8 protein-coding genes are annotated in these 10498 nt (G+C 59.0%); 4 read left to right on the plus strand and 4 right to left on the minus strand.

Annotated features, from left to right (window positions below):
• Positions 1 to 10: 10 nt before the first annotated feature.
• Complete coding sequence (locus tag UP09_RS05275) at positions 11 to 1276, minus strand: HlyD family secretion protein (RefSeq protein ID WP_082069977.1); 1266 nt, start codon at positions 1274 to 1276, stop codon at positions 11 to 13.
• 1335 nt (positions 1277 to 2611) lie between these two features.
• Here UP09_RS05275 and UP09_RS38935 point away from each other — a divergent pair.
• Complete coding sequence (locus UP09_RS38935; protein WP_502689031.1) at positions 2612 to 2689, plus strand: DUF3309 family protein; 78 nt, start codon at positions 2612 to 2614, stop codon at positions 2687 to 2689.
• Between the two features lie 1460 nt (positions 2690 to 4149).
• Here UP09_RS38935 and UP09_RS05290 read toward each other — a convergent pair.
• Positions 4150 to 5388: a LysR substrate-binding domain-containing protein gene (locus tag UP09_RS05290; protein WP_044536999.1), complete on the minus strand. Its 1239-nt coding sequence runs from the start codon at positions 5386 to 5388 to the stop codon at positions 4150 to 4152.
• A gap of 189 nt (positions 5389 to 5577) precedes the next feature.
• Between UP09_RS05290 and UP09_RS05295 the strand changes: the two genes are divergently transcribed.
• On the plus strand, positions 5578 to 5967 hold the full coding sequence (locus tag UP09_RS05295; protein WP_044537000.1) for a cupin domain-containing protein: 390 nt from the start codon (positions 5578 to 5580) through the stop codon (positions 5965 to 5967).
• A gap of 111 nt (positions 5968 to 6078) precedes the next feature.
• Entirely contained in the window at positions 6079 to 6516 is a 438-nt protein-coding gene (locus UP09_RS05300) for a cupin domain-containing protein (protein WP_044537001.1), read from the plus strand.
• A gap of 94 nt (positions 6517 to 6610) precedes the next feature.
• Here the strand turns inward: UP09_RS05300 and UP09_RS05305 are convergent, their stop codons facing one another.
• On the minus strand, positions 6611 to 6802 hold the full coding sequence (locus UP09_RS05305; protein ID WP_044537002.1) for a hypothetical protein: 192 nt from the start codon (positions 6800 to 6802) through the stop codon (positions 6611 to 6613).
• A 63-nt stretch (positions 6803 to 6865) separates the two neighbouring features.
• Complete coding sequence (locus UP09_RS05310; RefSeq protein ID WP_197082607.1) at positions 6866 to 7924, minus strand: ABC transporter substrate-binding protein; 1059 nt, start codon at positions 7922 to 7924, stop codon at positions 6866 to 6868.
• A gap of 249 nt (positions 7925 to 8173) precedes the next feature.
• Here UP09_RS05310 and UP09_RS05315 point away from each other — a divergent pair, with 249 nt between their 5' ends.
• Positions 8174 to 10210, plus strand: coding sequence for a methyl-accepting chemotaxis protein (locus tag UP09_RS05315; RefSeq protein ID WP_044537109.1), 2037 nt, complete (start codon positions 8174 to 8176; stop codon positions 10208 to 10210).
• Positions 10211 to 10498 lie beyond the last annotated feature (288 nt).

Consider the following 10498-nt stretch of genomic DNA (forward strand, 5'->3'; position numbering starts at 1 on the left):
CACGATCCGTTCAGGGACGGACGGTGACGGTGGGAACGACCGACATGCCCGGTCCCAATTCGACGTCAGGACGCTGGTTGAAGGTAATCTTCACCGGCACGCGCTGCACGACTTTCACATAGTTGCCCGTGGCGTTTTCGGCCGGCAACAGACTGAACGCGGTTCCGCTGCCCGCTTGAACGCTGTTGACCTGGCCGGGGAAATTGCGGCCACCGAAGGCGTCGATTCTGATATCGACGGGCTGCCCGACGCGCATGTCGGCCAGTTGCGATTCCTTGAAATTGGCCGTCACCCAGATCTCGAGCGGCACCATGATCATGATCGCTTGCCCGGGGGCCGCCAGTGCGCCGACGGCCCCCGTCAGTTTCGTCACGCGACCGTCGACGGTTGCGCGCAGCTCGGTTCGCTGCAGATCGGCGTCAGCGCGATCCTTCTGTGCCCTGGACTGATCGAGTTGCGCCGCTGCGCCGACCTTTTGCGCATTCAGGACATCGATCTGCCTTTCGGCCGACACCTTGGCCGCGGTCGCGGCGTCAAGGGCCGCTTGCTTGCCGTTGAAGTCGGATGAAGCCTGTTGCGCGCGTTGAACCGTCCCGGCGCCCTTCTGCACCAGATCCTGGTAGCGGGTGTTTTCGTCGGTCGCGAATTTGAGCGCCGACGCCGCCTCCGTCACCTGCTGGGTGGCCTGATCGACCTGGGCTTTCTGGCCTGCGATCTGGGCTTCGAAGTTTCTTTCCGTCGCTTCGTTTTGACGGATTTGCGCGTCGGCCTGATCGACCGCGGCTTTATAGTTTCTTGCGTCGATGGTCGCGAGCAGATCGCCTTTTTTCACGACCTGGTTATCGGTGACATCAACGCTGATAATGCTGCCGGTGACTTGCGGACTGACCAGCACCGGCCGGCCATCGATAAAGGCATCGTCCGTACTCTCGTAGTGACGGGCGTGGAGATACCATGCGATGCCTGCAATGACGCCGACGACGATCAATCCAAGGCAGACAACCATCGCGATGGGATGATTTCGGAATGCGCCCTTGATGCCCTTCGGGGCCTGTTCCTGGCTTTGGTCGGTCGCTGGCGGCTCGCGGTCGGCTTTTCGACTTTCAGGCTTTGCCTCTGGATTTGCTTGAGGCTTCTCGGACGTGACGCCATGGTCATCTGCCGAGACAGGATCGGACGTACTTGTAGGCCTTTTCTCGAATGAGCGGTCCCTGCGCAAGGCATCCTCTGACGCCGGGGTGGGCGAACCTACATCTGTCGAATCAACAGAACTCATGCCGCCTCGCCCTATTCCTGTGATTGCGATTGCCGGCTTTTGTGCATTGCCGAAGCGGGAAAAACAGACCAGCGCACAACTTGTTCCCGCCGGGTGTCGTTGTTTTTCGGAAAGGATGTTTGCCCCATGGCACTTGGCCGACCGATTTGGCTTCAGGCGGAAAGTCTCGAACCTGCCCCGTCCGCTGCAACTCCTAAGCGCCAAATTTGAAACACACCTGTTCATGCGCCGTTGGCAGATGCGCGTCTGGACAAAATTGCTCACTCTTCGAGACCACCGCGATCAGGTCGTTCGCAACAAAACTGACTGACCCTGGAGGCTTCACTCTCGGTTGGAGTTTGCGGTGACGAGGGAAAACACCTGATCGACCTGCTGTCGGAAGACCGCAGCGAAGCCAATAATCGGGGTAAACACCTTGATGCGGGCCACTGGATAGCGTTGGCGCCGCGTTGGCGGGCTTGACTATCTGCTGAAGCGAACCGCCATCGACGGTGAGAACACCGGTCGTCCTCGCGCCTGAAACTGCATCACAAGGTTCATGCATTTTTCCCGGAACGATACCGAGCAACGAGCCTTACCCATTGCCTTACCTATTCAGAGGCGCGAACCATCTTGAGGCAATCCAATGAACACTCTACCCGTCGATCGGGCGCTGCGCATATACGGCACCCTGGCAGACCGTCCCGAGACAAAAGGCGCCCGAGAGCGGCTTTCCAGGCATCTGATGAAAATATACATCGAGGGCGAAAGCGACGAACACCGATTGACGGTGCACGGGCTGTCATACCTTCGCAAGCTCGATCAGGAACTCGACTCCAGGAGCTAGGCGCTTCAACTATCGAAGGGTGTGCGGTACTCAGCCCTTCAGGGCTTCGCGCTGCTTTTGCAAGGAACTCCGTCGCGTTATTCTTGCCTTCGCGGAGCGGATTGCCTCCATCCTGCTCGGCTCCTTTTTCGGTTGCGGCGTCTTCCTTTGCTCTCCGACCGTCGGCATCATGGGCAGTGTCGGCATGATCGAGCCGTTTTCGACGGGTTGCGTCTTCATTGGACCGGTGCCGGCCGTTGGTTTTCTTTTGGGCATCCAAAACACCGAGAGTAGATCGGTCACGATTGTGAAACCAACAACCTGCGAGAAGAGACGTTCCGCTATTAGGCGGCAATGGCTTCACCAGACGTCGAAGGCCACGCAGCCGCGGTCTAGGGGTGAGCAAAATTGCTCACTCCTACGCTACGTTGGGTTTGCAAGCCTGTCTGGAACAATACTTTGAAGGCGCCGTTGAATATTCGGTGCGCGGCAAACAAGCCGATCGCCATCAACGGAGAATTCCGATGGAAATGATCCTGATTATCGTTGTGCTAGTCCTCCTGTTCGGTGGCGGCGGATACTGGGGTCGCAGTCGCGGTCATTGGTGACGAACCGACCGTGTGCCGGCGCGACGACATCAGCAGCAAAGCCGCTGATTTTCTCCGTCGCTTCCCTCGCACGAACGATCGGGATACGTCAGGTGCGACAAAACAACCCGACAGGCAACTCACCTAAAACCTGTCATGCCCTCGCGCGAAAAATATTCTGATTTTCAGAATGTAAACTCAGTGATATAGATATGCCCGTCCCACCCGATTGAGGGGCGAGCGCACGTCACGAACGCGCGGTGGGATGCGGTGGACGCGGATTGCGCAACAGACGAGTGCGCATGAGGCGGACGGCGAAGTCGTGTGGTCCTGACGCTGCAGGCGGAAAGTTTTTGAGAAGCTGACGCTTCCCAGAGACAACGGTGGCAACAAAGCGCTCGCCGGGGAGAGCACGAAGGAAACCGTAAAACCATCGCGCAGGGAAAGCCGGAGTTCCCGGTTACACCTGTGGTCCTACCCAGGTGCTTTTTGTTGCACCGGGCCCATGGGTGCGATCGGCACCCGGCTTTCCCTGCGCCCTCTACCAAGTGAGAGGGCAAACGAAATGCAAAGCTCGGACAAATGATATCGCGGGAATGTGGACTCACGTCCGCTCCGTCATCATGCTCCGCGTATGCGGCACAACGGATTGCTTCGCTTGCGCTCGCAATGACCGCGGAGAGGACCTTGGATACGACCTGGGTCTCACGCGACGAGGAACCCGCGCCGCGATTCCCGCACGACCGCCTCCGTGGAAGCTGGTATGACGATGAAGCGGGCAATGCCGGTTGACTCGGGAACCGGCAACACTCAGAAAACGCCTGAGAAATGAATGGTCGGAGTGGCAGGATTCGAACCTGCGACCCCTGCGTCCCGAACGCAGTGAATATCTTCTAAGTTATTGATTTTTCTTGCCATGGCAGGTGCTTCCGTCACGTTTTGTTCACGGTCGTTTCACCCAATTCGTTGCGATTTCGTTGCGGCGTTCTAAAGAAGAACGGTAGCAGTCGCCCTGGTCCATTGGGTGATGTTCCAACGGACCTCGTATGCATCGCTCGCCCGCTGTGCGCCACAGGCTCAAATCCAGACTCGCAAGCACCGATACCGACATTCACTGATGGTAGCCATTTGAGATAACGGCCGGTTCAATTGATGGAGCCGCGTCTATCTCGACAACGCTCATATACTGCAGCCTCAAAACGCGAGATTGGTAATTTGATCGTTCCTGAGCGAACGAGTATGCCGCGCAGGGTCTATGATGACGTGGCGCGGCGCTGGAGCGACGTGCCCGTCCTGGCTCGTCTACCCTCGCCGTTCCCAGCGACGGCGTCGTCGTTCGAGACGCCGCGGACAATATCATTATCACCCTGTCGGCCAATCCGGCCGCCGAAGATCGCGCTGCCGATTCTACAACGGAAGAGCGCGAAAGCGGCGTTAATGTCTGAGCCTGTCGGACATCGCGGCACGACATTCAAGGACGTTCAGATGCGCGATCCGCTGACGCCATCGCGTTGCGCCAGCCCCCGGGTTACCTCGCGAAGCGCATTGACAAATCGCTCGTGCAGTCGCGTCGGCTTCCAATTGCGCCGGGTTATCAGCCATATCGGGTGCCCGGCGTTCGGCACGGGCTTGTTCAGAATGGCGAGGCCATGCAGCAGGTGATCGTCGTCGAAATCGCTGCGCACGACAAGTGCCAAGAACTCGCCGCTCAGCACCAGGCTATGCGTGAGCTCGAACAATTCGCTTTCTGCCGTCTCCACCGGCGGTGCGACCCCCTCCTGTTCGAACATGGCGCGGAGACGGATGGCGATGCCAGTGCGCGGCGGACTGCCGATCCAGCGGTAACCGGCGAGGTCGCGCGCGCTGATCTCGCGACGTCCGGCCAAGGGATGGTCTTGGCGGCAGATGATCCGCACCTCGCTTTGGCAGAGCTCCTCGGTGACGAAGTCGGCGGGCACGTTCGGTCGGGCGGTGCTGACCATGCAGTCGAGCCGCCCGGAGCGCAGCTCCAGCAGCATTTGCTCGTATTGGTCATGCGTGATGATGAAACGCGCCGCTGGAAGCTGGGTGGACAGGCGTCGGATCGCTGCCGGCAAAACGCCCGCGGCGGCGGCGCGCACGGTGCCTACTGTAACATTACCTTCCAAAAGGCCGTCGGATTCCTTGATCTCGGCGGCGGCCGAGCGCAGCTCTTCGAGCCCGAGATTGAACAGCAGGGCGATCTCGTGGCCGAGCTTGTTCAGCCGCGCGGCGCGCTTCTCACGATATACCAGATCCACACCCAACGCGCCCTCGAGCTCGCCGATCGCGCGGTGTAGCGATGGAACACGCACCCCGAGGCTCTCCGCCGCGCCGCCGAACCCCTCGTACTCACCCATCGCGACGAGGGCGCGCAACTGGCTGATGGTGAGCGTGCGCAGCAGCTTCTCGATCCGGAGTGAGCTCGCATCGGCTTCGCCCGGTACCTTGCGGACTGCGCCAGCGAGGAACGTGAGGCAGCGCGCGACGCGTTCGCTGAGCACCGTGCCGTATTTCGTGGCGACGAGGCCGGTCCGCCGGCGCTCGAACAGCGCGACGTTGTAGAACTGTTCGAGCGCGGCTAGGCCAAGTGTCACGGCAGGCTGCGTCAGGCCTGCGCGATGCGCGGTCGCATGCACGCTCGTGCCCTCCGCGACCATGAGGAATAAACGTGCATGCCAGAGGTTCGGGAAGCCTGCCATCCGTGCAATCGTTCCGTCATCGTTAGCTAAATCTTATCATAAGCATACATGCGAGTGTTCGAGCACCAGCTGCGCGAGAACACAATTTTATACTGTTGCGTTCATTTGTATGCAATATTACCGACGTCGCCTGCAAAAAACGAACTTTCGGTCAACCAGGCTCCGGGCCAAGGAAAGAGGAAGTGAACGATGCTGAGAACCGCGCTTCTGATAGTATCGATCGCAGCCGCGGCGATCAGCGGCAACGCCGCCGCTCAGCAGGATGGCATTAAACGCACGCCTCTACAGAAGATCGAATTTCCAGACGGCTACAGCACCGTCATGGGCATTGTGGAGGTTCAACCTGGCGGCTCATCAGGACGGCACACGCATCCCGGCATCGAGACCGGTTACATTCTTGAGGGTGAGCTCGACCTGATAATTGAAGGCATGCCAGACCAGCACTTGAAACCCGGCGATTCCTACTCGATCCGGGCCGGCCTAGTCCACGACGCCAGGGTCCGCGGTGATAAACCGCTCAAGGCAATAGGCGTCTATGTCGTCGATAAGGCCAAACCATTGGCGTCGCCGGCCCCTTGAGCATAAGATTTCCGGCGGCCGGCTAGATCGACTGCACTCGGCGATTTTTTCGCCACGAATCTGTTATTTTATGTCCTCAAGCTGGACCACGGGATCAAAGATTGGAAGCATATGTCCACTATCGAGCGCGCTACGGTGGCAAGGTTCGATATAAAAGCGATCGCCGACGCCTTTCCGGAAACAGCCTCAACGTTACTCGTCGACGAGTACCTGACCAATCGGGAGCAGGCCAGCGCGAGGGTGTTTCGGGTGTATCGACCGACGCCACCACATTATCACGCGACCTGCGACGAGTTCCTCTATGTCTTTTCCGGCAGAGGTACGTTCTGGGCAAAAGATGCCTCTACCGAAGCTGAGTTCAAACCCGGTCAGCTCCTGTTCTTCGAACGCGGTACCGTCCACGCTATACCGGAACTCTTCGAGCATCCGGTCGTATTCCTATCCGTGGACACACCGAGGCGCGAACCGACCGACATCATCTTCGTTGATCCCAGCGACGGTACGCCAGCAACGTTCATGGCCCGCAACGCGGCAGACTCAAAGGAGTAGGCTACCAAGGCCCTGTTCGAATAACCCTGTCCGGTCCCGTTCAGGCGCTCGCGTCAATGAACTGGACTCAGTCTGGGTCTCGGTCGGATGCGTCTCACTTCTTTGCGGAATCCTCCGGTAAGCTATGCAGTTCGACTCGTCTGACTTCATCGGCGATCCGGCTCTGATTCAACCGCTTCTCGGTTTTGCGCTTCACCTTTGCTTGCGCGGCCGCGTCGTTATCCGTATCGGGGAAGAAAAAAGCTCCGCCGACGTCCGCGAAAATTCCGAAGGTATTCTTCTTCATCCTATTAACGATGCCCCAGTGGCAGATCGGATAGTCTCGACGATCCAGTAGCTCCTCGGGACGCTAATTCATCATTTCCGTTATCTTCTCGATGACGGCGCCGTATTGGCGGACGATTTCGGCGTGACCAGGATTCCAGGGCTTCACGTCGGACAATTTTGGATTTCCTGGTGCGGGAGCAACATCGTCCCTCACCGAATATGCACCTCTAACGCGGACGAGATTGCTTTGTCCTTGTTTCGACAGGTACCAGTTGGCCATCAGTTCGCCCGCATTCGGATGGGGACCATCTTTCAGGAGCAGCATAGGATAGTTCGCTAATGGAGTACCTTCCTCGGCATACACCGCATTGATTGGTGCGTGTTGGGCCGTACGAAGAGGATATTCATTCAGCGCCGATGTCACCCCCACGAAGGTCTCACCGCGCGCCACGCTTAGCGCGACGGTGTTGTACGAGGTGAAGAGACGCGGCTGCTGTTCGGCAAACTTACGGATGAAATCATCGCCGAACTTGTCGATCAAGAACGCGAATTGCATCCAGGCGGTCCCGCCGATTGAAATCGGCGATGCGGACAGTTTACCCTTGAATTCGGGTCGAAGCAGGTCTTTCCAGCTCTTCGGAGCCCCGTCCGGCTTTACGAAGTCGGTGTTGTAGACGGGCAGGATCAAAGAACCGGATGCCGCGTACCATTCACCCTCGACTTTGGCGTTTGCGGGATACAAAGAGGCCGATGGTGGCGTCCAAGTCCGGACATGGCCCGCCTCGACCAGTTTCTGAGCCAATGCCTCGTCCGTCCCCAGCATGACGTCGGCCTGCGGGTGGCCGGATTCGGTTTCCGTTTTGATCCTCTCAAACAAACGCCCCGTGACGGCGCTTATGACCGAGACATGGACGCATGGAAACTGCTTTTCGAATGCTTTGAGTATTTCCCGCTCATCTGTATCCGCTTGAGCGGTGTAGTAGACGACTTCACCCTCCGCGCACGCGGCCTTCACGAGCGGCGGCGATGCTATCGCTTCTCCCTCGACGATGCCCGAGGGATCCTCCGCAAAGGCGGACGCCTGAAGCAACAGGAACAGGCCAAACGCGAAAATCAAAGGCGAGCGCAACAACTTTTTCATAAGCACCCAAACCCCATCCACCGACGTGTCACATATCGGAGTTCCCTTCCGCGGGCGGACACCACAGATTCGCTGTCGGCCCCCCGTCTTTTGCGGCGTCCGTCCTCCCATAGTATGGATATATATACGTTTGTCGACCTTTGTATGCATTCTGCGGCGATTTACCCGAATTTATCGATTATCCTCTATCAAAGCGCCAAGCAGCGGATTTCGACCGCAGCGGATGGTAAGCAACGTGGGATAGTCACTATGGGCTGGATCAATGCGGGCGATCGGACCGATTCCAGGGCGATCGGCATCCTTTCGAACCTGGGATTTCGTGCCAAAATCATGCTGGGATTTTTGGCCGTGCTCGGGATAACCGCGCTCAGCATGTCCGTCGCCTACCTTGGATTCGAACGTGTTTCCGACGAAATGCGGTCATATCGCGATATCGTTTCCGAAACCGACGTCGCGCGAGATATCGACCGTGAGTTGACCGCCTACCAGGCACGCGTACGCAACTTCGCGCTGAGCGGGCTGACCGCCGACGAAACTGCGGCCAAGGCCGCCGAGATCGACCTGGGAAATGCGATCCGGCGCGGGGTTGGCCTTTCCGTCGACGAAGACCGACTGCGTATCTCACCCCTCTCTGGGAAGTTTGAGGCATTCGCCGCTCAGTTCGCGGAAATGAGGACTTTGAAGAGCGAGAATGCAATTATCGCATCGGATAAATTGCTGCGTCTTGGGAAGCTTTTGGGCTACCGGCTCGACGACCTTGCGGACACGGCCGGTGCCGACTCCCGTGCGAAGGCGAAAGAGATGGCCATGCAGGCGTCGGCGATCACCGCCAACGTCAGCAATTTCATCGTGCGTCCCGACCAAGGCGTCGCCAAGAGCTCGAGCGCGCGCATTCAGTTGCTGAGAAACACCTTGAATGCGCTGTCGCCGAGCGACGACAGGGTCGACGCGAAGATCAAGGAAGTCGGCGATCAATTGGCAAAATATCAGGCAGCTTTCCTGGAGTTCGTCGAAAATTCGGGCAAGATTGATGCGCTTGGCTCCAGAATGGCCGAGGCTGCCGCGGCGATCACGGATGATGCTAAGACACTGAAGCAGGAGCTGCAGGATCGCCAAAAAGAAAGCGCAGAGCGGTCGAACACCGTCGTTCGCGAGACTCAAAAATACATGACCGCGCTCGGCTTCGGCGGCATCCTCCTCGGAGCGCTCCTTGCGTGGGTCATGGGGAGCGGCATATCCCGACCGATGGTCCGAATGTGCGTCGCCATGCACGAACTCGCCGCCGGTAATTTCGAAGTAGTGCTTCCCGGGCTTGGCCGCAAAGACGAACTCGGTCAGATGAGCGAAGCGGTGGAGAAATTTAAGTTAGCTGCGGCGGCGCAGGCCCGGCTCGAAGCCGGAGAACGGGAGGCACAAAGCCGGGAAGCCAGCGAAACCAGGCGTGCCGAACTATACCGCTTCGCGGACGATTTCGAAAAGACCGTAGGCGGTATCGTCTCGCACGTTTCCTCGGCAGCAGGCCAGCTCGAAAGCGCTGCCGGCGTCCTCACGCGGACGGCGGCCGAGACCCAGGGTCTCTCCGGCCGGGTGGCGGGGGCATCCGAGGAGGCATCGTCGAACGTACAATCGGTAGCATCGGCGACGGAGCAGCTTTCCGCTTCTGTCAACGAGATCCGACTTCACGTCCAGGAATCGAACCGAATGGCGACGGCCGCAGTGTCGCAAGCCGAACTCACGGACGAGCGGATCACGAAGCTTGCTGTTGCTGCTGAACGCATCGGCGATGTAGTCAAGCTGATCAATGCGATCGCAGAGCAAACGAATCTTCTGGCCTTGAACGCGACCATCGAGGCAGCGCGGGCGGGCGAAGCCGGCCGAGGTTTCTCGGTAGTGGCCGCGGAGGTCAAGTCGTTGGCAAACCAAACGGCCAAGGCTACCGGAGAAATATCTTCGTACATAGCCGGCATGCAGTCCGCGACCCAGGAGTCCGTCGCGGCTATCAAGGAGATCGGTCATACGATCGGCCAAATCTCGCAGATTGCCGGAGTCGTCGCCGACGCGGTCGATCAGCAGAGCTCGGCCACCCAGGAAATTGCGTCCAGCGTCCAAAGCGTTACCCGCGGCACTCAGGAGGTGGCCAATAGCATCGTCGAAGTCGATCGCGGAGCCAACCGAACGGGCGTCGCCTCGAGCGAAGTGCTGCATTCCGCCCAGGCGCTCGCGGTCGAAAGCGACCGGCTGCGTGGCGAACTGGACCGTTTCATGGCGACCATCCGTGCCGCCTGAGCAGCGCCCCAATGGGCGGGGTCGACGAAGGGTACCCCGCCAGCCGCTTGGACTGGTCGGCCCGTGACATGGCTCCCAGGACCGGGTACGAATCGCGTCGGTGGTCCGGCTATGGTGTGTCGGCACAGCTGTCACGATCCTTTCCCCCGGGTCTGGACGAGTGCCGGTCGTGACTGCCGCAAAAGATCGATCTGAAGCGGGAAGCGCTTCGACAGACGCTTTACCCGTCCCGCGCCTCCGACCCGCAAAACAGGCAATGAAAATCTGATTTAGGGGCCTTTCGAGACT

The sequence above is a fragment of the Bradyrhizobium sp. LTSP885 genome, from assembly GCF_000938305.1.
In the GTDB taxonomy this organism is placed as follows: Bacteria; Pseudomonadota; Alphaproteobacteria; order Rhizobiales; family Xanthobacteraceae; genus Bradyrhizobium.

Coding starts and splice junctions, on each gene's coding strand:
- UP09_RS05305 (WP_044537002.1), bottom strand. CDS start 6,802: ATGAAGAAGAATACCTTCGGAATTTTCGCGGACGTCGGCGGAGCTTTT.
- UP09_RS05300 (WP_044537001.1), top strand. CDS start 6,079: ATGTCCACTATCGAGCGCGCTACGGTGGCAAGGTTCGATATAAAAGCG.
- UP09_RS05290 (WP_044536999.1), bottom strand. CDS start 5,388: ATGGCAGGCTTCCCGAACCTCTGGCATGCACGTTTATTCCTCATGGTC.
- UP09_RS05295 (WP_044537000.1), top strand. CDS start 5,578: ATGCTGAGAACCGCGCTTCTGATAGTATCGATCGCAGCCGCGGCGATC.
- UP09_RS05310 (WP_197082607.1), bottom strand. CDS start 7,924: ATGAAAAAGTTGTTGCGCTCGCCTTTGATTTTCGCGTTTGGCCTGTTC.
- UP09_RS05315 (WP_044537109.1), top strand. CDS start 8,174: ATGGGCTGGATCAATGCGGGCGATCGGACCGATTCCAGGGCGATCGGC.
- UP09_RS38935 (WP_502689031.1), top strand. CDS start 2,612: ATGATCCTGATTATCGTTGTGCTAGTCCTCCTGTTCGGTGGCGGCGGA.
- UP09_RS05275 (WP_082069977.1), bottom strand. CDS start 1,276: ATGAGTTCTGTTGATTCGACAGATGTAGGTTCGCCCACCCCGGCGTCA.